This window comes from Taishania pollutisoli, assembly GCF_014518315.1.
In the GTDB taxonomy this organism is placed as follows: Bacteria; Bacteroidota; Bacteroidia; order Flavobacteriales_D; family Crocinitomicaceae; genus Taishania; species Taishania pollutisoli.
The window spans coordinates 118,459-143,728 of sequence record NZ_JACVEL010000005.1 but is presented as its reverse complement, the minus strand read 5'-3'; the positions used below and the strand labels follow the sequence as shown (position 1 = coordinate 143,728).

Sequence of the window (25,270 nt, the reverse complement as noted above, 5' to 3'; positions counted from 1 at the left end):
TGAAAACCACTGTTTCTTACCGTTGCTCCTTGTCCGTGCATCGGTGGTTAAATCAGATAATGTGAGTACATTATTGAATTTGAGAGCTTTATAAGCAATCACGGATGCACCGATTAAATCCATCACATTCTGATAGTTATTAGAACCGCAGGTAAAAACATGTATTCAGACTACTCTTTTTTGTTTTCAACCACTTCTTCTTCCCCGTTTTTTACAATCAATTTATACCTCGGAACCACAGGGATTCCAGCCATTTCAGAATATACTTTTACGAATTTTGCCCCCAGGAAAAGAATCTGACTGGTATAGAAAATCCAGGCGAGTATCACAAAAATAGAACCGACAACACCTCCGTCTGCCGCAAAGAAAAAGTTGGTAAGGTAGTACTTGATCAATACCTGCCCCAGGTAAACAAGTAACGCCGTAATCATCGCCCCGTACATGGCTGCCCTCCACCGTACTTTTCCATCGTGAATGTACTTGAACATCATGGTAAAGATCAGGAAGTTTGTCGCAATACTGGCTGCATGTGCAAGCCCGTTATTGAATAAAAACGAAAGAGTCGGGTTGGAAATCACATCCTGGCTCATGGAGATCAAAACAGTTTGTGTCATATAAACTAAAATGACGATAAAGCCAAGAATCCCAATGAATCCGATGGCCAGTAAACGGCTCAGTACAGTGCGAAGAATCATTCTCTTTACCGGGGCTTTCACCGGTTCGATATCGAGGAAATCACTAATGCTTTTGTGCAGGGAAACAACAAATGCCGAACTGGAAAATAACAACGTGACAATTCCGACAATCTCCATAACCGGATTGCGTTTTTCCACGTCGTAGGATTGCAGTATTTCCATGATTCCGGAAACATCCTGCATACCGACATGCCCGGATAAAAAATTAAATACCAGCGATTGAACAGTTTCATTTCCGAGTATGCGTCCGAAAAAATAGACCCCGAGATAGAGCATCGGGATGAGTGAAAAGATGGCGTAATATGCCAATGCTGCAGCGTGTCTGAAAGTAGATTCTGAAAAATATTCAACAAAAGTGGTTTTGGTCAGTTGCCACGTTTCCAGCCAACCTAAACGTTTTCGTTTACTTTTTCCTTTTATTGATTGTAATCCCTTTGACATTGTTTAATTGCGCTTTGTGTAATAATACAATTTTTTTCTTTTTACCGGCGTTAAATTCATTTAAAAAGTAGCTCCCCATAAAGACAGAACGCGAATAATTCAGTGGAATTTCCGGGTGTTCCGAATCATCGATTTCGTATTCATCCGGTCGGAAATGAACCGACTTCCCGGCGACGGTTAACTGGTTGATCAGCCCAAACATCCGTGCCTCGGAGACCGTCGTATAATTGTAGTAAAACTCAAAAGGAGAGGCCAGACGTTTAATGATCCCATCTTTCAGGTATATGATCTTGTCGGATAGGCTGAGCAACTCTTCGCTGTTGTGAGAAACAATGATAATACTCATGTTCCGTACTCGCTTCAATTCTGTAAGATAGCTGATCAAGCGGTAACGCAATTGAGCATCCAGGTGCACAAATGGTTCGTCCAGTAGTAGGATTGTCGGCTCCAGGGCCAATGCACGGGCAATCGCCAATCGCTGTTGCTCTCCGCCGGATAAGGTGTGCGCCAGTCGTGATGATGCGTGTGTCAGTTCCATCAATTCCAGTAATTCAGCTGTGAATTGCTCCTGAACGGTTTTTGGAAGGTGAAGAATCTTTCCTTTGATGTTTTCCTCCGTTGTTTGGTAAATGTCCAGATCAAAATCCTGATTGACCAGTTGAATGTCCGGATGTCCCGGTATGAGTTTCATGGACGGACCAACCACCCGCTTATTGTTCAGGTAAACGGTACCTTCCGTTGCGTCTGCCAGACCGGCAATGATTTTTAATAAACTTGTTTTTCCCGCTCCGCTGTTACCGGCAATACCAATGATTTCATTTTCAGCGACAGAAAAAGAAATGCCGTTTAAAACGGGTTGATTGTAAACCAGGTAAATATTATTAACGGAAAGCATTCGACCAGCGTTAGAAAATCAATGCTTTCGGAAATTCTCTGGATGCAATATAGATTCCGGGAATCGGGTTGGCATACGCTTCGTAGTCACGAATGAATACTTTCAGGAAAATAGTGTCGTCTTCTATTGTCTGCTCAAAAGAATCCAGAATACTTTCCGAGCAACCGATAAAGGTCGAAGGTGCTCCCTCGGATTGAATCTCAAACAAAAACATATTGGTTACTTCGTGGTGAAACGGATCGCCGGAAGGAAGTTGCCCCTGAAGCGGAAACGAAACATTCCGGTGCTCAACAACCTTTGTAACCGGAGTTGTAATACGCATGTCGTCTTCCCAATCATACAGGCGATTATTTTCAGACGGCTTGCCGCCAAAGTTGGCATCTGCATGCTCCTGAGAAAAATGCTCGTTGAGCATAAATACATTGATGTGACATTTCATACTGCAAAAGTAATATGAATTATGAATAGATAATGTATTCATTGATTTAAGTATATTTGTCTCCATGAAAACACTCACTTTTTTGACTGCTATTTTCATGAATCTGCTGGTCTTTTCACAAGACAGAATCCAATTTTCGGGAACACGAATAACGATGATTCCTCCATCCAACCCTCCGATAAATTTGATCTACTTTCCCATTATCAGGGAAGAAGACCGGTATGAGATTTCGGCAATGGAATTCGGTATTGGTGACTATAACATGATTCGTGCAGAAGTTGATTCTGCTGCTTATGCCCGGGCGGGTTACGATGTTGTGAAACAATCCCGGATTACAGTAGACGATTTTCAGATGAGAATAGTCTGGCTAAAGGCAGGGCATACGGGGGCTTTCAAAATCCTGTATGGAGATAGTACGACTTTTTTAGCAAAAATCAGTGTCTCTTACACAGCTCATAAAGAACCCGATTTGCCAGAAAAACTCATGAATGCCATACAATCAATTAAGGTGAACAGAGTAAGTGTGAAAGAAATAGATTGGGGCAAGCACCTTGTTATCATTCCTCCGGTACAGAATGCGTTCAAGTTTGTAGAGGGCAGTTATTTTGGGAAATTGCAATTTTCCAGAGATGGAAAGCAAACAAGGAATTTGTGGAGTGAATCGTCTGTAATCGTAAAGCAATTGCCCGGGGATGATGAAACGACCAACCAGAAAATTGTGATGGAGTTGATGGCTGATTTTCTGACAATGGATGAACTGGAGCTACTCGATGTAATTTATGAAGGAAACGCAACGGTTGATGGCAAGGAAGTCTACCAGTTTATTGCTGATTGTCGTGTGGAGGAAAAAACAGTTCGGTTCAATGTATTTGGCTATTTAGGCAAAGATTATTCATTGTTTCTGCAGTCGATGGCGTTCAATCAAGAGGATATTGCTGAACTTGAACGCTTCATTCAGGAAATGAAGCTAAAGTAATCCTGGTATAGGCTCTGATCAACTGATTAGTAAGTCGGTAAAGAGTTCTGAATGTCAAAAAGGTATATTATTTCAAATAGAATAGAACCTCCTTTTCTTTCTGCTTTCATTCTTTCGACGGACGTCGGACATCTCAAATCTTTTTACTAATTTTGCACCTCAATAATTCTGAAAAACAATGTTTGAAAATCTTACGGACAAATTTGAACGCGCCTTTAAGGTATTAAAAGGACAGGGGCAAATCACGGAAATCAATGTGGCAGAGACGTTGAAGGAAGTGCGTCGCGCCTTGTTGGATGCCGATGTGAACTTTAAAACGGCGAAAGAATTTACAAATACCGTAAAAGAAAAAGCGCTTGGGCGTGACGTATTGACGGCTGTTTCTCCGGGACAGTTGATGGTGAAGATCTGCCACGAAGAATTGGTGGAATTGATGGGTGGAAATGAGGTGGACATCAACATCAAAGGAAATCCCGGAATTATTTTGATGTCGGGGCTACAAGGTTCCGGTAAGACAACGTTTACAGGGAAATTAGGAAACTACCTGAAGACCAAAAAACATAAGAATGTATTGCTTGCTGCGTGTGACGTGTACCGTCCGGCTGCGATTGATCAGTTGCATGTATTGGGAGAGCAACTGGGAATAGAAGTGTTTTCAAATAAAGAAGAGAAAAATCCGGTACTGATCGCCCAAGCAGCTGTTCAGCATGCGAAAAGTAAAGGATTCAATGTCGTGATCATCGATACCGCGGGACGTTTGGCGGTAGATGAACACATGATGGATGAAATCGCGGCAGTTAAAAAAGCGATCAATCCGACAGAGACATTGTTCGTTGTGGATTCCATGACAGGGCAAGATGCGGTGAATACGGCAAAAGCATTTAATGACCGCATTGATTTTGATGGAGTTGTACTGACGAAATTAGACGGTGATACCAGAGGTGGAGCAGCATTGTCAATCAAATCAGTTGTCAATAAACCCATTAAATTTGTCGGGACGGGGGAGAAAATGGACGCATTGGATGTGTTCTATCCTTCCCGTATGGCTGACCGTATCCTGGGAATGGGAGACGTTGTTTCCCTCGTAGAACGGGCACAGGAGCAATTCGACGAAGAAGAGGCGCGTAAACTCCAGAAACGCATCCACAAAGATCAGTTTGATTTCAATGACTTCCTGGGGCAGTTGCAACAGGTAAAGAAAATGGGGAATGTGAAAGATTTGATGGGGATGATCCCGGGAATGGGGAAAGCCATGAAGGATGTGGAGATCGAAGACGACGCATTCAAGCACATCGAAGCCATTATTTATTCCATGACACCAAAAGAGCGGACCAATCCGGAAATCATCAACGGTCCCAGAAAGGCAAGAATTGCGAAGGGGAGCGGAACTTCTATACAGGATGTAAATAAGTTGCTGAAGCAATTCGGAGATACGAAAAAGATGATGAAGATGATGAGTAACCCGAAAAACATGATGGGGATGATGAAGCAACTCAAAGGAATGAAGGGGATGCCCGGAATGTAGAGGGAATACTGAATTTTAAATGACGGATTGTCTGGAGAATGTAATTGATGGGTAATCAGTTGCTCTGACTTGAAAGTGTTTGCTTTTCATTCAAAATTCAAAATCCGTCATTCAACATTCAAAAAAATCGTTGATAACTAATCGGAGTTAACTGACATTAATTTTTTTTTTCATAGTATCTTTATCTTTTCAAAAACTGAAGGATGGGAAAAATCATTGCAATAGCAAATCAAAAAGGAGGAGTTGGAAAAACTACTACGGCGATCAATCTGGCGGCTTGTTTCGGAGTGTTGGAATACAAGACACTGATCGTAGATGCGGATCCGCAGGCCAACGCGACGAGTGGAGTCGGTCTGGACCCGAAAAATACCCGCAACATTTACGACTGCCTGGTCAATGATGTTAATCCCGAAGAATTGATCATCGCGGCCGACAGCCCGAATCTGGATATTCTCCCTTCACACATCGATTTGGTAGGGGCAGAACTGGAAATGATCAATATCCCGAACCGTGAACACAAATTGAAACTGGCACTGGAAAAAGTCAAGGATAAATACGATTTTATTATCATTGACTGTTCTCCGTCATTGGGATTGATCACCGTTAATGCGCTGACAGCTGCTGATTCTGTCCTTATACCTGTTCAATGTGAGTATTTTGCACTGGAAGGGTTGGGTAAACTCCTGAATACTATTAAAATTGTTCAGGGACGATTGAATACCAACCTGGAAATCGAAGGAATTGTATTGACCATGTACGATACGCGTCTGCGTCTTGCAAACCAGGTGGTCGATGAGGTAAAGGCGCACTTTCAGGATTTGGTTTTTGATACGGTCATTCACCGGAACACCAAGCTGGGAGAGGCACCAAGTTTCGGACAAACAATTGTTATGCACGATGCCGCAAGTAAAGGGTCAATTAATTACCTGAACTTTGCACGGGAAGTATTGCAGCGTAACGATTCAACACAAATTTCAAATAACGAAAAAAATTATTCAATAAATGAGTAACGCATCAAATAAACGTTCCGCTTTAGGAAAAGGTTTAGGAGCATTATTACAAGGAGCAGATGCAGGGAAGGAGATGACGGGAGAACCGGGATCTGTCTCCATGATTCAGATTTCAGCGATTGAAGCGAATCCGTTCAATCCCCGTACACATTTCGAAAAACAGGCACTGGAAGAGTTGAGCCAGTCTATTTCAATTCACGGGATTATTCAACCGCTGACAGTAAGAAAAGTCGGACAGGATAAGTACCAGTTGATTTCGGGAGAACGCCGTTTTCGGGCTTCTCAATTGGCCGGTTTGACAGAAGTTCCGGCGTATGTTCGCGTTGCAAATGATCAAACCATGCTGGAAATGGCACTGGTTGAAAACATTCAGCGGGAAGATTTGAATGCAATCGAAGTGGCGCTTTCGTACCAGCGTTTAATTGACGAATGTTCACTCACACAGGATCAATTGAGCCAGAAAGTTGCAAAGTCACGGTCAAGCATTACCAACTTTCTTCGTTTATTGAAACTACCGGCTGAAGTGCAGGCAGGGGTGAGGGATAACCAGATTTCAATGGGGCATGCCCGTGCGTTAGTTTCCGCAGGAGACGAAGCGATGCAAATCAGCATTTATGAACAGGTTGTTGCCCATGGATTATCTGTACGTGATACGGAAGCCTTGGTAAAAGGGGAGTTATCGCCTCAGGTGGCAACAGAAGAAAAAGCAAGTGTTAAAAATACACAATCACATACCATTTCTGATACGCAGTTCGTTTTTAAAGAGCATCTGAGTGACCGTCTGGCAACAAAAGTGGATATTAAAAAAGCAGCGAACGGCTCCGGAAGCATTGTATTGAAATTTAGTTCCGAAAATGATTTGAACAGAATCATAGAGTTGTTAAACAACTGATCAGGACGTTATTCTTCACAATTAAAATTGATGAAACAGTGGGTGTTTTTGTTTGTACTCGGAGCGATTACTCCGACCTTTAGTCAGGATAATGATTCCATTATCAAGGCAGGAGTCGTAGCAGCCGAACAGGATACAACCAAACAACATTCTGTAAAAACAGCCACTATCCTATCGTTAGCGCTTCCCGGTGCCGGTCAGGTATACAATCATATTGCCATGCCGAAGGGAAAGAAAAAAGCGTACTGGAAGGTGCCGCTGATCTATGCCGGATTGGGGGCAACAGGTTACTTCGCTATCAAAAATCACCAGGAACAAAAGGCACTGAAGCAAGAGTATATTAATCGTACGGAACACAATGTCTATGGTGATGAATACCTGAATTACGATGACAGCGGAATCATTCAGTTGTATCAACAAAAACTCAATAGAAGAGACCTGTTGTTCCTGGGAATGGGATTAGTGTATCTACTTCAGGTTGCAGATGCTGCGGTAGAAGCCCATTTTGTTAAATTTGATGTTTCAGACGACCTTTCGATGAAAATCAGACCGGCATTTATCCCCCTGTCTTATGGTAATCCTGCATCAGTAGGTCTGTCACTTCAATTCACATTTAAATAAATGTATACATGAAAATAGCATTGATCGGATATGGTAAAATGGGGAAGGCAATTGAGGAGATTGCCGTACAACGCGGACATGAAATCGTTGCAAAGATTGATGCGACCGGTTCCCTGGAGTCACTGGCGGATCAACAGGTGGATGTAGCCATTGAATTTACACGTCCGGATGCTGCGGTTCAAAATATCCTGTTTTGTATAGAGAAGGGAATTCCTGTGGTCGTTGGAACAACGGCGTGGAATCATGAATTTCCAAGGGTAAAAGCTGCTGTTGAAACAAAAAACGGGGCGATGCTGTATGCAAGTAACTTTTCTGTCGGAGTGAATATTTTCTTTGAAATCAACCGCCGATTGGCACAATTAATGAACCCGCATACAGAATATACTGTAAATATTGAAGAAATTCACCACTTGCAAAAACTGGATGCTCCGAGTGGAACAGCCGTTTCCATTGCCAATGATATCCTGGGGAATAGTTCCAGCCTGAAACAATGGAAACTGGGAGAAGAATCCGCTCCGGAAGTTCAATCTGATGAACTGGCCATTACATCCTTTCGTCAACCGGACGTTCCGGGAACACATGTCGTTTCATACCGTTCTGAAGTGGATACAATTGAGATCCGGCATGAAGCACACAGCCGAAAGGGGTTTGCGTTGGGGGCAGTTATTGCTGCTGAATTTTTAAACGGAAAAAAGGGTATCTTTACGATGTCGGATGTGTTGAAGATAACACACAAATAACAATTGAATAACAATTTTAATAAGAGGGGAGGCCGGAAAGCTCCCGTACATTTGAAAATTAAACTATAAAAAATGAGCTTTATCTATTTCTATTTGATGCTGTTGATTCACCCTTATTTGGCAATGTGGTGGAGAAGTTTTGAATTGGCAGACAGAAAATCATGGGAAGCATTGATTCCTGTGTACAACTACTATGTTGCATTTAAAGTTTTCTGTAAAAAAGGATGGTGGGCCGTACTGTTGGTGATCCCGGGAGTACATTTGGTGATGTGGTCAGTTGTAAATGTGAGCTATATTCGTCGTTTCGGTTACTATAGCCTGTTGGATACCATCCAGGGAATCATATTTCCATACATCCTGTTTTTCAAAATAGCAAAAAACCAGGATAAAATGCTCCCCGAAACAAACTGGGCAAACAGCAAAGAAGTCGCACAAAGAGAATGGGGAGATCATTTAGTATTGTTCCTCTCACTACCGGTGATCGGACACATTATTGCATTGGGAATCGGTGCTGTGACCCGCGCACGACCGGGAGCGAAGACCAAAGTAAAAGAATGGGGAGATTCCATCATCTTCGCGTTGGTAGCAGCATTGATTATCCGCACATACGTATTCGAACCATTCAGAATCCCGACAGGATCAATGGAGCGAACATTACTTGTGGGTGATTTCCTGTTTGTCAATAAACTGGCATACGGACCGAAAGTTCCGGTAACACCATTGTCTTATCCGTTGGTGCACAATACCGTTCCATGGGTCACGATGAAATCATATACCACACTGGAAAAAGGAACGTATACACGCCTTCCGGGATTTGGGAAAATCCAGCGGTATGATGTGGTTGTATTCAATTACCCGGCAGGTGATACAGCTGTTTATGATCCACGTATGCCGTATGGTTTGATGGGACATGAATACGAAGGAATTGTCAACAACGAAGCATTTCGTTTGTACAGAGAGGCTTCCCAGACACGATTTGGCGTTATTGAAAATTATTACAGAGACTCGTTAAAGAATGCCGGAATTTATACAGATGAATTATTGGATCGCTTTGTGAATGAGCGTGCAAGTTTCGAGTACATTAAAGACCTTTCTTCCTGGAAAGAAAAAGCACGCAAAATGATTGCGGATGACAAAGTAACGATGGACAACCAATTGGGGCAATTGATCAAGCATCACGGAATTATTTACCGTCCGGTGGATAAACGTGAAAACTACATCAAACGCTGTGTCGGGATGCCGGGCGATTACCTGGAGATCAAAAATTCAATTTTATACGTAAATGACAAACCTGCTGAGGTTGCAAAGCACCAAAATTTGTTGTATCTGGCAAATGAACCCGGTTTTGCAACTTCCGATGAACTGTACAATAAGTTTGGCATCGAAAAGAGTGATTTACACTGGGACGGAAGAGTGGTCTATGGTGTGCACGCAAACCTGGAAACCATCGCAAAAGTCCGGAAAACCTATCCGAACGTCCAGTTTAACATTGACGTGAAACCACAATACGTTCCCGATGGAAACGGCGTATTCCGCGCATCTGAACAAGTAGATAACTTATCGTATTTCCCGAAAGACATCAATGTATCCAACAATGTGTCCAATTTCGGACGATTCCAGGTTCCGTTCAAAGGAAAAGTAGTCGATTTTACAAAAGAAAACATTGCTTATTACCGTCGTATCATCACTGCGTATGAAGGACATAAGCTGGAAGAAAAGACTGATGGAATCTACATTGACGGGAAAAAGACGACAACTTATAAAGTGGAAATGAATTACTACTGGATGATGGGGGATAACCGTTATCAATCCGCAGATTCACGTACATGGGGATTTGTACCGGAAGATCATATTGTCGGAAAAGCTTCCATGACATGGTTCTCAAGTAACCCGGAATATGGAATTCGCTGGGATCGTGTGTTCAAAGCGATTAAGTAATGCATATTTTCCCGACGGCTTATTTCGCTCCGATCGCCTATTATCATGCGTATGTACATGCGAAAGAACCGGTTATTGAAGCGAAGGAGCATTTTGTAAAACAAACGATCCGTACCCGGTGTGAACTGCTGGGACCGAATGGTAAACAATTACTGAGTGTTCCGGTTGAACGGATCAATGGAAATAAAACGACTGTTGAAGACCTCAGAATTGTAGAAGACGGATGGCGTAAAATCCATTGGAAAACAATTGAAACCGCTTATTCTTCGTCCGCTTATTTTGATTATTACGGAATGGAAGTAAAGGAATTACTGGAAAGTGACCACATCCGTTTAATTGATCTGAATGATGCTGTTCACCAACGCGTCTTGTCGTGGCTGGATATTGAAATTCCGACCATTTATACAACAACATATCATCTGCAACCGGAAACGGATGACAGGATAACTTCTTTCGATACTGAATCAGGTGATGTGCATGCACCCTATCACCAGGTGTTTCGCCAGAAAGAGATGTGTTTGTTGAATTTGTCTGTCCTGGACCTGATTTTTAACGAAGGTCCGATGGCGCGTAAATGGATCATTTGACCAGTACCTGAAAGCAAAATCAGAACAATCGTCCTGTCTGCGAAAACCCGGGTTCTTTTTGCATGTCGTGGGTACAAATTCCTTATTTTTGTAGGATGAAATTAAAACAAATTCCCCTTGAAATGATCAACTCTTTCAATAAGAATACCTTAATGGAAGTGTTGGAAATAGAATGCATCGAACTGGGAGATGATTACTTGAAATCCCGTATGCCGGTTAAAGCATCAACGCATCAACCTGCGGGATTGCTGCATGGAGGCGCCAGTGCTGCAGTAATTGAGAGTATCGGTTCAATGGGCTCCGTTTTGTTGATTGACATCGAGAAAGAAGTTCCTGTCGGATTGGAGATCAATGCCAATCACATTGCAGGTGTCAGAGACGGATTTGTCATTGCCACAGGTAAAATTGTCCACGCAGGAAAACGAACGCATGTCTGGCAAGTTGATATTCACCACGAAGAAACCGGTAAATTAGTGTGCACAGGTCGTTTAACAGTAATGATTGTGCCGCGTTAGTTGTGCAGTCAACACTGATATACCGGTTGCCTGGTTCTCCTGTTGTGGAGAAAAAGGGACGTTTCAGCAGACTGGATGATCCCGGTGCGTTTGAAGGATTCATTGTTTCTGATTTTGAAGGAAATCATCTGTATGGTTTCTATGAAGGAGCTTCCGGTGAAGAGTTCGCAGCAATAGAGCCTCCCGTTGTTATTTCCAAATCGGAATATTGCGATATGGCAAACGAATTTATTCACTACCTGCAGGATCATTCGATCGATAAAGCGATTTTATCACGCGTAAAACAAGTCGATTTTACTTCCAACCTGCCAACTTTCTTTGCGAAGTTAGTTGAAAAATATCCCAATGCCTTTTGTTATTATTTCGAGAGCCCTTCATTGGGGACCTGGATAGGTGCGACACCCGAAACGCTCGTAAAAATAGAAGCGGGAAGGGGAGCAACGATGTCTCTGGCTGGAACAAAACCGGTTGCTGATACAACTGACTGGGGAGTGAAAGAAATGCATGAACAACAGTTGGTAACGGATTTTATCCGTAGACAATTGATTGAAACCTGTAAACATGTTCACGAATCGGAGCGGGAAGAGCTGATAGCAGGTCCCGTGAAACACCTGGTTCATTATTTTACATTTGAAATTACTGCATCCGTTCGGTGGGAACTTATCAGGAAACTACACCCGACTCCTGCAGTCAGTGGATTTCCAAGAGAAAAAGCATTGGAGTGTATTGCCGGATTTGAAGCGCACGACCGAAAGTTCTATGCAGGGATTATCGGGCTGACGGGGTTAAACTCAACCCGTTTGTTTGTCAATCTTCGCTCTGCTCAATTACTACAGGATCAATTGTATCTTTATGTGGGAGGAGGGTTTACACAACAATCAGATCCCATAGCTGAATGGGACGAAACCGAAAATAAAGCAAAGACATTGTTGAATCTAATTGATTAGTCAGCTATTTTACACACCAGGGTATCTCCCGTTTCTGAGATAGCTGTCGCTTCACACATCGATCTGGCATCGTCTTTACTTTTATCATTGATTTCGTAGCTTCCGGAAGCCGTTCCGTCGAGGGTGTAGGTACATGAGCACGTCCAGTCTTTTTTACAGGAAATGCACACCAATAATGTACATGCGAACAGGAGACTGATTTTCTTCTTCATCATTTTAATCGTTTGGTTGAACAGTCTAAAAGTAGTGAAATTAAATCACGGATGTGCTGATTCCATTCATTTTTAAGATCAAGCAGGTTGTTCTGTCTGATCAATCGTTGTATAAATTTTCAGTTGATCGTCACTGTCTACGTAGATTAACAATACCTTCAGGTTTTTATTGTTCTCCAGGAACTGTATTCCCCGCTCTTTCCCGAGAATTAAGAAAACGGTAGCATAGGCATCGGCGAGTGCTGCATTTTCGGCTACTACGGTCGCTGACAATACATCCGTTGCAATTGGTTTTCCCGTCGCAGGATGTAAGGTATGACCGTATTTTTTTCCGTCCTTTTCAAAGAAATTACGGTAATTTCCACTGGTTGCCATCCCGCAGTCAGTAATTGAAACAGTTGTGATGATGCTATGTGCTTCGTTCTCTTCACTTGGCGTATCAATCCCGACAAACCATTTTTTTCCTTCCCTGTTTACTCCTTTTACCCGCAGTTCACCACCTATTTCCACGTAGTAATTGTGATGCCCTCTGTTTTCAATGAAACCGGCAATAACATCTACAGAATACCCTTGTGCAATGCCGTTAAAATCCAGTTTAAAACGAGGATCTTTCTTCGTGAATTTGACACTGTCCGCATCAAACAAAACACTGTGATGTTTTGTATGTTCAAACCCGGTGAACGAAAGAATCGAATCGATTACCTGTTGATCGGGAATGTGTTCACTTTTGTCAAAAAATCCCCATTCCTTTACCAATGGATAGACCGACGGATCAAATAAGCCATTCGAATTGGTGTAAACTTCCTGTGAAATGGTATAGCAATTTTTAAAAAAAGAGTGGGTATCTTTGAATGCATAATTGGCTTCAGAAGCATTCAATTTACTGATTTCAGATTCGGGAATATACGTCGATAGAATGGTGTCAAACGCTGCCAGTAATTCATCAATTTCGCTTTGTTGGAAATGAATGCTGTCTTCTGCTACGATAATGGTATATGTTGTACCCTGTGTATGTCCTGAAAATTTGAATCCTTTCTCAGGACTGCTGTTTTGCGGAGCACACGAAAGGAGGAAAAGCAATCCACTAATAATGACGCTGTAATTTCGCATCCTGTGTTTCTTTTTGCCAAACATATTCCGTAATCGGTTTTCCGTTTTTAGTATAAGTCGTTGCATGATTGGTTTGTGTCCGCACGTATTCGGAACCTCTTCCTTCGATTACGACAATTCTTCTTGTTATAATTGCAGAAAGGATTCCCGCATCATCTTTTCGCTGAAACATTTCCTGAGATACTCCTTCCGGGTACTTCTCCCCAAGTGCGTTTGGAATAATTGGTTTTTCAACAGGAACATTGCTGATTTTGTCAATTTCCTTCTTCGCGTCCAAAATACTCTGATTTTTCTCGTTACTGATAGAAGTACTACCGGTTGACAATGTTTTAGATGTTTCTTTGACTTGCTCCCCTTTTTCTTTCAGTCGATCACTTTCGAGTACTTCCCGCTGTCTTGATTCATCTTTTTTGATGTCTATATCCCGTTGTGTGTTGAGGCGAAGCTGATCATCCGATAAACTCATAGATGCATTGGAATTGCTGGTTGCCGCTTCCACACGATTCATATCATTTACCTTATCCCGGTGTGCAATTCCTGCCAACTCAGTTGTTGCCTGACTTCTTACTTCCTGTGCTTCGACCAGTGTCTTTGTTTCATTGTTTTTTAGTGCATTCTCACTGGTCTTTATTTGCTCGGCCTGAACTAACTCGTTCGCCCTTGTTTTGAGCTTTTCATTGCTCTCAATGCGTTTGATTTCCTGTTTCGCTTCATCTTCAGATACTTGTTCTGTAATTGTGGTAACACCTTCTTTTACACCGATGGATTCATGGTGTTTATTTTTAGAATCAGCTACATTTCTTTCTGTGATTTTCTGATCAATTACCGCAATTTTTTTGTTGTGTTCTGCTAATTCGCGTTCACTGGATGTTGCCTTTTCACTTACACTGGTATAAACGTTGTCTACGTGCTGTTTATTACCGATCGACTCGTTGTATTTGCTTGCATCTTTACGGGTGATAATATCTTCCGATTCGACACGTTTTTTATCTACATGCAATGCAATTTCAACTTGTTCCTCTGTACTTTTTATTTTATCCGCTTCTATTTTGTTTGCAATACCGGTAATGGTTTCATCTACCAGGATACTTTCGTTGTGATTATTTACCGACTTTGAATTCGTTAGATTTTGCTCTTCAACACGCACCCGTTCCACGTCAACATGATTTTCCTGTTGCAGTTTTGTGCTGATTTCGGTGTCCTGGTTCACTTTTGCAATCTGTCCGTCAAGAATTCCTTTTGTTTGGGCAATCGAGTGTTGCTCATACAGATGATTTTCTGATTCTACTTGTGTTTTACGGGCTTCCACGACATGCACTTTCGAAGCGATTTCTACTTTGTCAACTCCCCTGTCTTGTTCATCTCCAATTACTTTAAGGTATAAGTTATAAATGGTGCTGATTGTTTGAGCTTGCTCTGCCTTTTTGTTATCAGTCATCTGCGAATGCGAAATCAACGCTTGCTCTTCTACTTTTTTAACCTTGTTTCTTTTTGCGTCTTTACGGGTTTCTTCTGCTTTTTTCAAGGCAACTTCGCCATCAAGGATAGAGCCGTCGAATGGTTCTCCCAATGCCTGCAATTCAGCACTGGACTCACTGACAGGATTGAGCAGACCATTGATCTCTTCAATTCTTCTTTTCGGATACGGGTCACTTGATTTGATACTCAGTGCCCGTTTGTAGTACTCCAATGCTTTTTCGTAATTACTGTTCTTAAAATTATTGTCAGCAACATCCAGAATTTTTTGATACTGCTGGTTCGCCAATGCATCTGATTCCCGCTTGTTGAGTCGCTCGGCTTCATTCAGCTGTTTTTTCGTATATTGATGTTCAGGTCTCACGGCCAGTGCTTGCCGGTAGGTTTCCGCTGCTTTTTGATAATTCTTGCTGTTGAAATAGTCGTCTGCTTCCGAAACCAGTTTATTGAAAGCTGCTTCCGACTCCTGTTTTAATTGATTGGCAGCATCCCGTTTAGCGATCAACGCTTCTACTTCGGCAATTTTATTCACAGCCTTTGTATCGTTAGGTTTTGCGTTGAGTGCATTTTTGTAATTGTTGATGGCCAGTTCATACTCCTGCGCAGCTTGCTTTGCCACACCGGCATCAAAATATTGTTGATAGATATTTTCTTTATCTGCGGCATTCGATGCTTCAGCAAGCAGTTGGCGCAATTGCTCGATTTTTGCAATTGGTTCAGGATTTCCTGGCTTCACCGATTTTGCTTTTTCATACAAATTGATAGCCTCTGCGTAATTTTTCGCTGTTTCTTCTTTCGCTGCTTTTTGCATAAAGTCTGTGTATGCAGCATTTTCTTTTTCCAGTGATTCAATTTTTGCCAACAGCATGGAAGGTCTTGGATCCGTTGGTTTCAGCGAAGCAGCAGATGTAATATATTCACGTGCTTTTTTGAAATCATTTTCGGTGATCTTAGTATTGATGGCAGTAATAATTTTTTCAAATGCGGCATCCTGTTCTGCTTTTTGCTGTTCCGCAGCTAACTTTTCAGCGAGATTTGCTTTTACTACCGGCAATTCTTCGTTCGGCTTCAACGCCAGTGCTTCATTATACTTTTTAATTGCTCCTGAATAATCCTGTACTCCGACGAGTTCATCTCCTTTCGTAATCAGGTCGTTGTATTGCTTGTCAAGCGAGGACAATGCTTTTTGATCGGCCAATAGTTTTGACAAGGCATCTATTTTACTTTTAGGGAGCTGTTCATTCGGTTTTAATGAGCTGGCTGTTTTATAGTTTTGCAATGCTCCTTCATAATCGGCCACAGCCTCAGCAATTTCGGCCTTGTTCATAGCCGATTTGTACTCCTGCTCCAGTTTTTCTGCTTGTAGCTTGTCGGAAATCTGTTGTTTGACTTCCTCTAATTTCTTGGTCACTTCCGCGTCTTGCTTCAGTTTAAGTGCTTCTTCCAGGGAATGTTTGGCGCTCGCCCATTCACCTGCCTGCGCTTCTGCAAATCCCTGTGATTTCAAACGATTAAATTCAGCCAGGTTTTTTGCTTCGTTCTGTGTCTTGGCAATTTCTGACTCTATGAGTGCCAACTGTGATTTCGCGGTTGTATTTCCCGGATCAAGTGCCAGTACATCCGTATACGCGGCAGTTGCGCTTTCCCAGTTTTTCTGATCAAATGCAAGCTTACCTTTTCCAAGTAAAGCTTCTATCTGCACGTTCTTTTGATTCTCAGCCGACCTCATGGCTGTAATCTCATTTATTTTATTTTTAATTTCAGCATCATCCTTGATCGCAAGTGCCTTTTCAAAATTGAGCATCGCGTTGTTGTAATCCTGGTTTGAAGCCGCCTGGAATCCTTGATTTTTTAATTGCTTAAAGGTTTCTTCTTTCGCTTGTTCGGAAGCCAGTGCGCTCAATTGAGCAGCAATTTCTGCCAGTTTTGTTTTGGCTGTTTCGTTTGTATTATCAATGGTGAGTACCTCCTGGTATTTGCTTTGAGCTGTTGTATAGTCTTTGGCTGTCAGAGCCGTTTGTCCTTCTGCCAGTAAAGCAGTTACTTTTTCTTTACTTGAATTGGACGCGATCAGCTGGTTGAGTTTATCAATTTCAGCCTGCGGATATGTTTCTGTAGGTTTAATGGATTTTGCTTCCTGGTATTTGGCAATCGCTTCCGGATACTTTCCACCATCCCGGAATGTATTGGCAGCAGTAATGGCAGCAGTATATTTCGCATTGATTTCCTGCTCTTGCGAAAGTTCTCCCAGCTTCTGCTGTGCGGCAGTTCTTTTTTGTTCAACTCCGGCATCTGCCTTAATTTTCAACGCATCGGTGTATGCTGTAATCGCTTCCTGCCATTTTTCAGCTGAAACAGCAGCGTCTCCCTTACTCACCAGTGTATTGAATTTTTGTTCTGCGTCCGCCTGTTGTTTCAGTTCGGAAAGTTTTGCCGCAATGTCGGCGATGTACTTTTTTGCGGTTGCATTTGTGGCATCCAGCGTCAGAACTTGCTTGAATTTCTCCTCAGATGCTTGGTATTGAGCTCCGGAGAATAAGGTTTCTCCTTCCTGGATCAATTGGGCAATTTGTTGTTGCTTTTCTGCTTCTCCTGCCAATTTAGCTAATTCTGCCTCACTATCTGCAATGCGTTTTTTTGCGGTTGCATTAGCAGGATCGAGTACCAGTACTTGCTCAAATTTCGATTTTGCATCTGTATATTCTTTCTTCCCGAAAGCGGTTTCTCCTTCCGCTAGTAAAGCTGTAATCTGTTGTTGTTTTTCTGCTGCTGATTTCTGCTCAGCGAGAATTTGATTGATTTTGTTGATTTCCTCCTGCGGGAATGTTTCTGCCGGTTTCAGCGATTTTGCCAGTTCGTATTTTACAATTGCTTCCGTATATTTCTTACCATCTCTCAATGTATTGGCTTCGGTTATCGCCTTCTGATAATCCGCTTCCAATTGTTTGGAGGCTGCTAACTCACCCAACTTTCCTTGAGCTTCTGCAATTTTTTGACGCACTGTCGGGTCATCGACAATTCCTACAGCAACATTGTAGAATCCGATAGCCTTTTCCCATGCCTGGTTGACCATTTCGGCATCACCTTTTGCAACATTTTCTTTGAATTTGGCTTCTTTATCTGCTTGGTCCTTTTGTGCTTTCAGCAACTTATCAATTTCACCGATTTTTGTTTTTGCCGTTGCGTTATTCGCATCCAGTGTCAGTACTTCTGTGAACTTTTCACGTGCCGGTTCCAGTTGAATGCCGTCCATCACACCTCCTTCCATCAGGGAGATTCCCTCTTGTAACAACTGTTCAATCTTTTGTTGTTTCTCAGCGGCCGATTGTTGATCTGCTACCAGTTTCTTGATTTCACTGATTTTCTTAAGTGTCGGATCATCTGTTGGTTTGATTTGCAGTGCTGCCTCATATTTTGCCAACGATGTGGTATAGTCTTTTGAGGTATAGGCGGCACTTCCTTCTGCGATCAGTTTGGCAAACTCAGCTTCTTTCTGAGCGGCCTGTTCAGCATCTGCCACTGCTTTCTGCGCGTCCTGCAATTTGATCTTTACCGCGGCATCATCCTTGAGTGTAATTGCTTCCGTATATTTTGTAACGGCATCGGCATATTTTTTTGTTGTGACAGCATCATCACCTTGTTTTACCAATGCATTGAACTTGTCATTCAGTTCTTTGTTTTTCGCTTCATCGGCAATAATCTTTTCTATTTCGGCTATTTTAGCAGGAGCAACGGTATTCTTGCTATCAAGCGTGAGCACTTCCTTGAATTTACCCAACGCAATATCATATGTTTTAGCCGTAGATGCCTGTTCTCCTTCTTGCAATAACTTAGCGATTTTCTCTGCCTTTTCTTTTTCAGCTTTTAAGTCTGCCAGTTTTTTGTTGATGACATCCAACTGCCCTTTTACATAGGTAGATGCCGTTTCGATTTTAAGAGCTTCTTCAAATTTCGCTTTTGCCTCTTCCCACTTTTCTTCTTTAACCAACTGTTCCCCTTCAGCCACCAATTTTTCATAGGCTGCTTTTTTCGCAGCGGCATCTTCTTCCGATTTAATGCTGGCATCCAGTTCTTTTAGTTTCTGTTGCGGGTATACTTCATTCGGCTTTAATTTCAATGCTTCAGCATAATTATCGCGCGCAGACCGGAAACTTTTTTGTTTGACCATGATATCTGCTGCTTCAATTAATTGCTTGTACTTTGCTTCATCCTCCTTTGCTTTGAGTCTTCGCCCGATCTCTTTTATTTGGTCCAGGGGGTATTGCTCATCGCTGATATCGGAAGCCTCGTAGTATTTTTCTTTTGCCTTTTCATAATCTCCGGCTTTGAATAAATTATCTGCTGCTGTGATGAGGTTAACATAAGCGGCATTTTCCTGCTGAAATTTCAGATTGTCTTCTTTTTGTTTCTGAATGAGTGCATCGATCTCATCGATTTTTGTAATCGGATACTGTTCTTTCGGTTTGTATTTGGTCGCTTCTTCGTATTTTGTCAGTGCTGTTTTATAATCTTTTGCTGCATACGCTTTATCCGCTGCCTGTATTGCTGCATTGTAGGCGACCTCGTTCTGCTGCGCCTTTTGTTCTGAATCTTTTAACAGCTTATCAATTTTATCAGCCATTATCTTTTTTCCGGCCTCGTCCACTGCCGGGTATCCTTGCTGACTCCATGTAAATTTACCGACGGGCTGTGTGTTGAGGAATGAAAAGTCTACTCCGGGTCTCTCCGAAAACACTTCCATATCCAGGGACTCGATTGGCTTGTAGTCTCCGGGAGGTAGGTCTTCCAGGTTCAATCCCTGGAAATTGAAATTAATTCGTTTACTGACGAAGCCTCCTTTCGTAAAGACCACATCAAATGGTTTGTTGTAGTCAACTTTTCCTTTGACAGAGTACCTTCCGTTCGATCCGGATGTTCCCGAAGCAACGGTCTGTGATCCTTGCATGATGGCAATGGTTACTCCCGCTTCTTTTTTGGCAAGATCCAGGTTGGATACACTCCCTTCGAACTTTACGTCCAGCATGGATTGACCGGTTCCAAAAAACGGAATGGTAAGAAGCAGAATAAGGAAAAAATTCTTCATAGTTATTACTTAAACGTACTACCTGTACAACCAGTTACAGATTTGGTTTAAATTTGATCAAAAAATAATACAAATATCGTAAAAATCTCTGAGAAAAGAGTTCAAAAATCATGCTAAACATTGAACAATTAAGTTTTTGGGAACGGAAAGAATTTTTTGAGCAAATCGATTTCCTGATTATCGGAGCCGGTATCGTCGGATGTTCTACAGCGTTTCATCTGCGTAAAAAATATCCGTCTGCCCGGATTTTAGTGTTGGAGAGGGGAGTTCTTCCGTGTGGTGCAAGTACAAAAAATGCAGGGTTTGCAAGCTTCGGCGGACCTGTAGAATTATTGGATGATCTGAAAAAACAAGATGCATCACTTGTTTGGGATACCATACAGGCAAGGTATGAAGGATTGGTGTACTTGCGCGAGTTGATTGGTGACAAAGCAATGGATTTTCAGCAAAACGGAGGATGGGACCTCATTACTCCCGATCAAACCGGATTATCGGAAGAAGTGCGTGACGGCTTGTCAGCAATGAACCAGGAGTTTTTCAGAATGACGGGGAACAAGGTGCTGTTTTCAGAGGATCAAACAGCCGCCGGTCGATTCGGGTTGTCAGGAATAGAGACGTGTTTCAATATTGCGTTGGAAGGGCAAATTGATACAGGGAAAATGATGAAACGATACCATCAATTGATTGTAGGTGCCGGGATTCATATTCTGTATGGAATTACCGTTCACTCCATTGATGAACAGCAGGGAATTGCTGAAACTTCCATCGGTGCTGTTTCTGCGTCAAAAATAGCAGTTACTGTCAACGGGTTCACACAACAATTGCTAAAAGATGAGGATGTTATTCCTGCGCGTGCTCAGGTGTTAGTGACGTCTCCCATTCCCGATCTTTCCCTGAAAGGAACATTTCACTACGATTTCGGGTATTATTATTTCAGAAATTTTGAGAATCGCATTCTGTTGGGAGGAGCAAGAAACCTGGATATTGAAGGTGAGACAACCTACGAAATGACTACAACTTCGCTGATTCAGGATCGTTTGCAGCAGTTGCTTCATGAAATGATTGCTCCCGGAGCGTCGTATACGATCGATTACCAATGGAGTGGAATCATGGGGATGGGGGCATCGAAATATCCGATTATCAAACGGGTAAACGATAATGTTGCTGTCGGAGCCAGACTCGGGGGAATCGGTGTGGCGTTGGGAACGAATGTCGGTAAAAAACTTGCTGAATTGATTTAGTTGCGAGTGGAAAGTTGAAAGTGGAGAATGATGCCAACTTTCAATTCACCACTAAAATAACAACTTCGTATCCCGTATGTTTTCGGATATTGATCACCGATCCGTCTTCAAATAACAGGTATTGTCCTTTGATTCCACTCAGTTTTCCTTCAATCAATGGTGTTTTATCCAGCGAGAGGCTTTTTATTTTTTCAGGATATTGTTCAACCGGGTAGTGTAACTGAATAATTTCATCGTTTTCTGAGAAAAATTCAGTCAGATCAGATGGTAATTGATCGTGCAGTGACCATTTTTCTTCTTCCAGATCAATGCTTTCGTCAATTTCATTTTTCAGCATTCGCTGCCAGTTGGTTTTGTCTGTGAAAAAACTTTTCAGAGCAACCTCCAGTTTTCCTGCTTCATAACGATTCGGAGTTTCTGCCAGCCGTATGGCTGATGCAGCTCCCTGATCCATCCATCGGAACGGTACTTGCGTTGCACGGGTTACTCCGACTTTCACCGTATCTGATGCCGCGAGGTACACGACGTGTGGTTGATTGTGATTAGCTTGTTCCCACTCAATATCCCTTCCTTCTCCTAAGTGGGCACGACACAATTCCGGACGTAAAATGCACTCCGAAGCTTCTGGCGCTGATTGAAAGCACTTGAAGCATAGACCGTCCTGGAACGTTTTTTTTATTTTAGTACCACAGGATGAGCAGAAGATTGCTCCTGTGTGCTGGAGTTGAATCTGTTTCCCGATCAGTGAATTGACTGACAGGTTTTCACCATCCAATAATAAACTGTACTCAATGGGATCATTGAATACAGTTTTCATTTTATGCAGTATTCCTTTCACTATTGTTCAGGTAAAATATTCATTTTATCTGCAAAGTGGTAACAATAGTCGCGGAGGTCTTCACAGATGTTTTTTTCTCCTGTCGCTTTTTCAAAGGTATCCGCCATTGTTAGCAACGTCTGGTGAAAAAATTGTTTCATTTCCTCAACGGACATGTCTTTTGTCCACAGGTCAATCTTCATCGTATTGCTGGCGTTCGGATCCCAAAGTGAAAGCATCAGCGCACGTGCCTGCGCATTGTCTACTCCACCGTCTGATGCGCTCCATTGGATTCCCAATGGCAGGTTGTTTTCGTTTAATCCAACGGATAATTTAATTTCAGATGTTTTTACAATTTTATCTTCTGCTTCCATATTCTTACTATTATTCCGGTTCGTATGCCTGTAAAATTTCGTTGTAAGGTGTATTGATTAATTCTTCAACAGTTATTTTGCTTGTTTCCATGTAATTCTTCACGATTTTCCATCCCAGGAATTGTCCCAGTCTGTCCGGCCCTTTCTCCGGAAGACCGGAAGTAAAAGGTCCTTCCTGTAACATATTGCGCGCGTTTCTTTCATCCGTTTTGAACAACATGTTCTCATCGACAAGGTATTTCCAGAAGCTATACTCATTGTCATTGGCCCATTTCAAGTCCTTTTCGGAATACCGTGTAATGATGTGTTTTGCTGCGGAAGGCATAGCTGCTTCTGTAAGATACAAAGCCTTCCCGTGATAAATAATTTCTTCAGCCAGGTTTCCCTTTACTTCGGGAAGAATATGCGTGAGCGTCCATGAAAGTACGGCATCCCTTTCCATGTAGCTGCGGTCAAATCCTTTTTTCATCCAGTCGTAGAAAGGTTCGGAAGGCAATTGTTTGATGGTTGGTGATTCTGCGCCAAGGTATTGATCCAGCCCGATTCCTATTTCATGTTCCGTACAAAACGCGCTACTGTTGAATAGCGAGTTTTGAAACACAATCTGCTGCGGGATTTTTGCATCCGGCAGGTGTGTCTTCAAATGTCGGAAAGCGAGGATTAACTTCTTTTTATAGGAGCTAAGATCGCGGAATTGACCGGCGATTTCTTTTTCCAGCCGGATGATGTTCGTGTCTGCGCGGTACTGTAGAATACTATTGACAAACGCTGTGTCGTGAACACGTCCGATCCGCATACAATAACCGATCTGATAGTCAAAGATATCGGAAATGGAGGAGGAAAGCTCTTTTCTGAGTTCCGGTAATTGTTCCGCAGGGGTGTTGTACAACAGGGAATCCAGGTTGGTAAAACCGATCTGAACGTTTGTAGTGCTGATATCAATATCCAACGGATCGTGTTTACAAGCTGCGAGGGCTAAAAACAACAGGATGAAACAGAAAAACTTTTTGAGTGTCATTATTTTGTTTAATTTCGCATCAAAATTAGTTAATTTGGGTTGAATAATCGACCACTTTTGTTGAACAACTAAAATATTAAGATGAAAAAGGTTTTACTTTCAGTTAGTGTTCTTGCAGTTACATACTTATCCATGGGGCAGGATGCTGCAGATAAAAAATTCCAGGGAGGATTAGTAGCGGGAGTTGGATTGAATTTCCAGAACATGGGAACAAAGAACATCGAAAAAAACGGTGTTGGAAATGACCTGCTGATTGGTGGAAATATGAACATCATGTTCAATGAAACGATCGGTTTGACGACCGGAATTGAATTTGAGTTTTCTACAACGAAATTTAAAACTGGTCCCAATCCTTTGTTCTATTATTTCAACGATACAAAAATCATCGGAATTGAAGATGCGGCAGAGGCAAATGGTATATTCCTCTTACAGGAACGCAAGCAAAAATCAACATATCTTACAGTTCCTACGATGTTATTGTTCCGAACAAAGTTTATCGGTTATGTGCGTTATTTCGGTAAGTTCGGGATGCGTCACAGCTTTTTGTTAGGACAAAAATCAAATGATACCGGAAATTCTTTCGCATTTACCGATTTGGGAAGTTTACCTGCGAATTTCGGAGCTACTGTGGAGCAAAAAAACATGAAAGCTTCTAACGAAGTACTCTTCTACAAAGGATCGGTTGGTGTAGCCGGAGGTGCTGAATGGAACTTTACCGGAAGTACATGCCTGATGGCTGAAATCGGGTATTATTATGGAATTACCCCGTTGTATTATAACAGAAACAACGCGTACATGTTTACATACGAAGCGGATAACAACGGAGCGATGGTACAGCGACCTGTTTCCAACAAAGCGACACAGGGACAGTTACAATTGAAAATATCAATCTTGTTCTAAGAACACTTCCACACTTTTTTCATATATTTTGAAGGCAGAAGAGGTTTCCAGGCACATTCGGGAATGGTTGACAGATTACCTGCAGTCGACAAGGTTGTCCGGTTTTGTCGTAGGAATTTCAGGAGGCATTGATTCCGCGTTGGTTTCTGTACTTTGCGCACAGACAGGAGCACAGACGATTCTGTTGACAATGCCGATCCGTCAGACAAAAGCCGAATATGACAGGGCGGTTCAACACATGGATCAACTGAAAGAGCGTTACCCTAACGTTGTTTCTTTGGAAGTTAACCTTACAGATACGTTTGAGACATTTGAACGTACCATGCCGTTTGATCTGAATGTCAATCACCTGGCAATGGCAAATTCCCGTTCCCGTTTGCGAATGACTACCTTGTATGCTGTTGCACAGGCAAATGGCTGTCTGGTTGTCGGAACGGGGAACAAAGTAGAAGATTTTGGTGTGGGATTCTATACAAAATACGGTGACGGAGGAGTGGATATTTCCCCGATTGCGGATTTGAATAAAACACAGGTGTTTGAGTTGGCGCGCCATTCAGGAGTGATTACAGCTATCCTGGAGGCAAAACCGACAGATGGTTTGTTTGAAGATGGCAGGAGTGACGAAGACCAGATCGGAGCTACCTATCCCGAATTGGAGTGGGCGATGGATTTTTCAGGAGAAGAATCCGGTCTGAGAGAGCGTGAAAAGGAAGTTTTAGCTATCTATCGACGTTTAAACCGTATTAATCAGCACAAAATGCAACCGATTCCGGTTTGTTTCATTCCAAAAGCGTATCTTTAGGGTCCAAAGAGTTTTT

The 25,270-nt window shown here is 42.3% G+C and carries 22 protein-coding genes; 13 read left to right on the top strand and 9 right to left on the bottom strand.

All coding sequences use genetic code 11. The features are described from left to right. Positions 1-170: 170 nt before the first annotated feature. From H9Y05_RS09355 to H9Y05_RS09345, 3 genes are read right to left on the bottom strand one after another with little or no spacing between them, the layout of a single operon-like run. Positions 171-1,136 carry a YihY/virulence factor BrkB family protein gene (locus tag H9Y05_RS09355; protein WP_163491447.1) on the bottom strand — a complete coding sequence of 322 codons (966 nt, stop codon included), beginning with the start codon at positions 1,134-1,136 and terminating at the stop codon, positions 171-173. After that, on the bottom strand, positions 1,099-2,031 hold the full coding sequence (locus tag H9Y05_RS09350) for an ABC transporter ATP-binding protein (RefSeq protein ID WP_216714127.1): 933 nt from the start codon (positions 2,029-2,031) through the stop codon (positions 1,099-1,101). The genes H9Y05_RS09355 and H9Y05_RS09350 overlap by 38 nt, the downstream gene beginning before the upstream one ends. Before the next feature lie 10 nt (positions 2,032-2,041). After that, entirely contained in the window at positions 2,042-2,470 is a 429-nt protein-coding gene (locus tag H9Y05_RS09345; protein ID WP_163491445.1) for a hypothetical protein, read from the bottom strand. 64 nt (positions 2,471-2,534) lie between these two features. Between H9Y05_RS09345 and H9Y05_RS09340 the strand changes: the two genes are divergently transcribed. The 10 genes from H9Y05_RS09340 (at position 2,535) to H9Y05_RS09295 (ending at position 12,221) form a co-directional block, all read left to right on the top strand. After that, entirely contained in the window at positions 2,535-3,446 is a 912-nt protein-coding gene (locus tag H9Y05_RS09340; protein ID WP_163491444.1) for a hypothetical protein, read from the top strand. Positions 3,447-3,624: 178 nt separating this feature from the next. Continuing rightward, positions 3,625-4,971: a signal recognition particle protein gene (gene ffh / locus H9Y05_RS09335; protein WP_163491443.1), complete on the top strand. Its 1,347-nt coding sequence runs from the start codon at positions 3,625-3,627 to the stop codon at positions 4,969-4,971. 203 nt (positions 4,972-5,174) lie between these two features. Next, positions 5,175-5,981, top strand: a complete 807-nt coding sequence (locus H9Y05_RS09330; RefSeq protein ID WP_163491442.1) for a ParA family protein — start codon at positions 5,175-5,177, stop codon at positions 5,979-5,981. Next, entirely contained in the window at positions 5,974-6,873 is a 900-nt protein-coding gene (locus H9Y05_RS09325) for a ParB/RepB/Spo0J family partition protein (RefSeq protein WP_216714126.1), read from the top strand. The genes H9Y05_RS09330 and H9Y05_RS09325 overlap by 8 nt, the downstream gene beginning before the upstream one ends. A 30-nt stretch (positions 6,874-6,903) precedes the next feature. Continuing rightward, positions 6,904-7,494, top strand: coding sequence for a DUF5683 domain-containing protein (locus H9Y05_RS09320; RefSeq protein ID WP_216714125.1), 591 nt, complete (start codon positions 6,904-6,906; stop codon positions 7,492-7,494). A gap of 8 nt (positions 7,495-7,502) precedes the next feature. Continuing rightward, positions 7,503-8,234 carry a 4-hydroxy-tetrahydrodipicolinate reductase gene (gene dapB, locus H9Y05_RS09315; protein WP_216714124.1) on the top strand — a complete coding sequence of 244 codons (732 nt, stop codon included), beginning with the start codon at positions 7,503-7,505 and terminating at the stop codon, positions 8,232-8,234. 72 nt (positions 8,235-8,306) lie between these two features. Then, the gene (gene lepB / locus H9Y05_RS09310; RefSeq protein WP_216714123.1) at positions 8,307-10,172 is read left to right on the top strand and encodes a signal peptidase I; all 1,866 of its coding nucleotides are present in this window, start codon (positions 8,307-8,309) and stop codon (positions 10,170-10,172) included. After that, entirely contained in the window at positions 10,172-10,759 is a 588-nt protein-coding gene (locus tag H9Y05_RS09305) for a WbqC family protein (protein WP_216714122.1), read from the top strand. Before lepB ends, H9Y05_RS09305 begins: the two co-directional genes overlap by 1 nt. A gap of 95 nt (positions 10,760-10,854) precedes the next feature. Next, positions 10,855-11,274 (top strand): PaaI family thioesterase, encoded by a 420-nt coding sequence (locus H9Y05_RS09300; RefSeq protein WP_163491436.1) that lies wholly within the window; start codon positions 10,855-10,857, stop codon positions 11,272-11,274. Beyond that, positions 11,235-12,221 (top strand): chorismate-binding protein, encoded by a 987-nt coding sequence (locus tag H9Y05_RS09295; protein WP_216714121.1) that lies wholly within the window; start codon positions 11,235-11,237, stop codon positions 12,219-12,221. The genes H9Y05_RS09300 and H9Y05_RS09295 overlap by 40 nt, the downstream gene beginning before the upstream one ends. Here the strand turns inward: H9Y05_RS09295 and H9Y05_RS09290 are convergent. The 3 genes from H9Y05_RS09290 to H9Y05_RS09280 form a co-directional block, all read right to left on the bottom strand. Beyond that, complete coding sequence (locus tag H9Y05_RS09290) at positions 12,218-12,436, bottom strand: hypothetical protein (RefSeq protein WP_216714120.1); 219 nt, start codon at positions 12,434-12,436, stop codon at positions 12,218-12,220. The genes H9Y05_RS09295 and H9Y05_RS09290 overlap by 4 nt on opposite strands. 75 nt (positions 12,437-12,511) lie before the next feature. Further along, positions 12,512-13,543, bottom strand: a complete 1,032-nt coding sequence (locus H9Y05_RS09285; protein ID WP_216714119.1) for an FAD:protein FMN transferase — start codon at positions 13,541-13,543, stop codon at positions 12,512-12,514. Further along, the gene (locus H9Y05_RS09280; protein WP_216714118.1) at positions 13,518-20,102 is read right to left on the bottom strand and encodes a tetratricopeptide repeat protein; all 6,585 of its coding nucleotides are present in this window, start codon (positions 20,100-20,102) and stop codon (positions 13,518-13,520) included. Before H9Y05_RS09280 ends, H9Y05_RS09285 begins: the two co-directional genes overlap by 26 nt. Before the next feature lie 110 nt (positions 20,103-20,212). Between H9Y05_RS09280 and H9Y05_RS09275 the strand changes: the two genes are divergently transcribed. Further along, on the top strand, positions 20,213-21,343 hold the full coding sequence (locus tag H9Y05_RS09275; protein WP_216714117.1) for an NAD(P)/FAD-dependent oxidoreductase: 1,131 nt from the start codon (positions 20,213-20,215) through the stop codon (positions 21,341-21,343). Between the two features lie 40 nt (positions 21,344-21,383). On the opposite strand, the gene H9Y05_RS09270 is transcribed toward H9Y05_RS09275, so the two are convergent. From H9Y05_RS09270 to gldB, 3 genes are read right to left on the bottom strand one after another with little or no spacing between them, the layout of a single operon-like run. Then, positions 21,384-22,160 carry a DUF2797 domain-containing protein gene (locus H9Y05_RS09270; RefSeq protein ID WP_216714116.1) on the bottom strand — a complete coding sequence of 259 codons (777 nt, stop codon included), beginning with the start codon at positions 22,158-22,160 and terminating at the stop codon, positions 21,384-21,386. Between the two features lie 20 nt (positions 22,161-22,180). Continuing rightward, positions 22,181-22,534 (bottom strand): gliding motility protein GldC, encoded by a 354-nt coding sequence (gene gldC, locus H9Y05_RS09265; RefSeq protein ID WP_163491429.1) that lies wholly within the window; start codon positions 22,532-22,534, stop codon positions 22,181-22,183. Positions 22,535-22,544: 10 nt separating this feature from the next. Then, entirely contained in the window at positions 22,545-23,552 is a 1,008-nt protein-coding gene (gene gldB / locus H9Y05_RS09260) for a gliding motility lipoprotein GldB (RefSeq protein WP_216714115.1), read from the bottom strand. 81 nt (positions 23,553-23,633) lie between these two features. Here gldB and H9Y05_RS09255 point away from each other — a divergent pair, with 81 nt between their 5' ends. Beyond that, entirely contained in the window at positions 23,634-24,452 is an 819-nt protein-coding gene (locus H9Y05_RS09255; RefSeq protein ID WP_163491427.1) for an outer membrane beta-barrel protein, read from the top strand. Between the two features lie 28 nt (positions 24,453-24,480). Then, entirely contained in the window at positions 24,481-25,254 is a 774-nt protein-coding gene (gene nadE, locus H9Y05_RS09250) for an NAD(+) synthase (RefSeq protein WP_216714114.1), read from the top strand. Positions 25,255-25,270: the final 16 nt, after the last annotated feature.

What these genes read in the sequence shown, in the direction of transcription:
- gldB (WP_216714115.1), bottom strand. Translation starts at nt 23,552, where the DNA reads ATGACACTCAAAAAGTTTTTCTGTTTCATCCTGTTGTTTTTAGCCCTC.
- H9Y05_RS09345 (WP_163491445.1), bottom strand. Translation starts at nt 2,470, where the DNA reads ATGAAATGTCACATCAATGTATTTATGCTCAACGAGCATTTTTCTCAG.
- lepB (WP_216714123.1), top strand. Translation starts at nt 8,307, where the DNA reads ATGAGCTTTATCTATTTCTATTTGATGCTGTTGATTCACCCTTATTTG.
- H9Y05_RS09290 (WP_216714120.1), bottom strand. Translation starts at nt 12,436, where the DNA reads ATGATGAAGAAGAAAATCAGTCTCCTGTTCGCATGTACATTATTGGTG.
- H9Y05_RS09270 (WP_216714116.1), bottom strand. Translation starts at nt 22,160, where the DNA reads ATGAAAACTGTATTCAATGATCCCATTGAGTACAGTTTATTATTGGAT.
- H9Y05_RS09275 (WP_216714117.1), top strand. Translation starts at nt 20,213, where the DNA reads ATGCTAAACATTGAACAATTAAGTTTTTGGGAACGGAAAGAATTTTTT.
- H9Y05_RS09350 (WP_216714127.1), bottom strand. Translation starts at nt 2,031, where the DNA reads ATGCTTTCCGTTAATAATATTTACCTGGTTTACAATCAACCCGTTTTA.
- gldC (WP_163491429.1), bottom strand. Translation starts at nt 22,534, where the DNA reads ATGGAAGCAGAAGATAAAATTGTAAAAACATCTGAAATTAAATTATCC.
- H9Y05_RS09330 (WP_163491442.1), top strand. Translation starts at nt 5,175, where the DNA reads ATGGGAAAAATCATTGCAATAGCAAATCAAAAAGGAGGAGTTGGAAAA.
- H9Y05_RS09305 (WP_216714122.1), top strand. Translation starts at nt 10,172, where the DNA reads ATGCATATTTTCCCGACGGCTTATTTCGCTCCGATCGCCTATTATCAT.
- H9Y05_RS09285 (WP_216714119.1), bottom strand. Translation starts at nt 13,543, where the DNA reads ATGCGAAATTACAGCGTCATTATTAGTGGATTGCTTTTCCTCCTTTCG.
- H9Y05_RS09255 (WP_163491427.1), top strand. Translation starts at nt 23,634, where the DNA reads ATGAAAAAGGTTTTACTTTCAGTTAGTGTTCTTGCAGTTACATACTTA.
- H9Y05_RS09300 (WP_163491436.1), top strand. Translation starts at nt 10,855, where the DNA reads ATGAAATTAAAACAAATTCCCCTTGAAATGATCAACTCTTTCAATAAG.
- H9Y05_RS09280 (WP_216714118.1), bottom strand. Translation starts at nt 20,102, where the DNA reads ATGAAGAATTTTTTCCTTATTCTGCTTCTTACCATTCCGTTTTTTGGA.
- H9Y05_RS09355 (WP_163491447.1), bottom strand. Translation starts at nt 1,136, where the DNA reads ATGTCAAAGGGATTACAATCAATAAAAGGAAAAAGTAAACGAAAACGT.
- ffh (WP_163491443.1), top strand. Translation starts at nt 3,625, where the DNA reads ATGTTTGAAAATCTTACGGACAAATTTGAACGCGCCTTTAAGGTATTA.
- H9Y05_RS09340 (WP_163491444.1), top strand. Translation starts at nt 2,535, where the DNA reads ATGAAAACACTCACTTTTTTGACTGCTATTTTCATGAATCTGCTGGTC.
- H9Y05_RS09320 (WP_216714125.1), top strand. Translation starts at nt 6,904, where the DNA reads ATGAAACAGTGGGTGTTTTTGTTTGTACTCGGAGCGATTACTCCGACC.
- dapB (WP_216714124.1), top strand. Translation starts at nt 7,503, where the DNA reads ATGAAAATAGCATTGATCGGATATGGTAAAATGGGGAAGGCAATTGAG.
- H9Y05_RS09325 (WP_216714126.1), top strand. Translation starts at nt 5,974, where the DNA reads ATGAGTAACGCATCAAATAAACGTTCCGCTTTAGGAAAAGGTTTAGGA.